Origin of the sequence: Psychrobacter sp. GW64-MNA-CIBAN-0177 (assembly GCF_040309585.1) — a bacterium.
Taxonomy (GTDB): domain Bacteria; phylum Pseudomonadota; class Gammaproteobacteria; order Pseudomonadales; family Moraxellaceae; genus Psychrobacter; species Psychrobacter okhotskensis.
This window is the reverse complement of sequence record NZ_JBEOOY010000329.1, coordinates 1-263: the sequence shown is the minus strand read 5'-3', so window position 1 is coordinate 263 and position 263 is coordinate 1. Positions and strand designations below refer to the sequence as shown.

General features: G+C 43.0%; 1 protein-coding gene. It reads left to right on the top strand.

Features of this window, described 5'->3' with window-relative positions; all coding sequences use genetic code 11:
- Positions 1 to 263: EamA family transporter (locus tag AAEY79_RS15300; protein ID WP_352289360.1), on the top strand; the 263-nt coding region annotated here is incomplete at both ends.

Sequence of the window (263 nt, the reverse complement as noted above, 5' to 3'; positions counted from 1 at the left end):
ATCACTGGGGTTATTTCGGCGTTCTTTTTTGCCATTCGTAATATCATTCATAAGCGCTATTTTAATCAATACGGTGGCCCGCAAACCATGTTTTATCAAACCTTGGTTGCCAGCCTAATGCTTTGCGCGTTTATTGAAGTGCCTATTTATGCGACCACTAATCACGATTTGGTGCTTATTTTAGTTGCGGGAGTTATATTTACCGCAGCTCCACACTCATTATTTGCTGCCAGTTTAAAGCATTTATCGGCGGCAACCGCGGG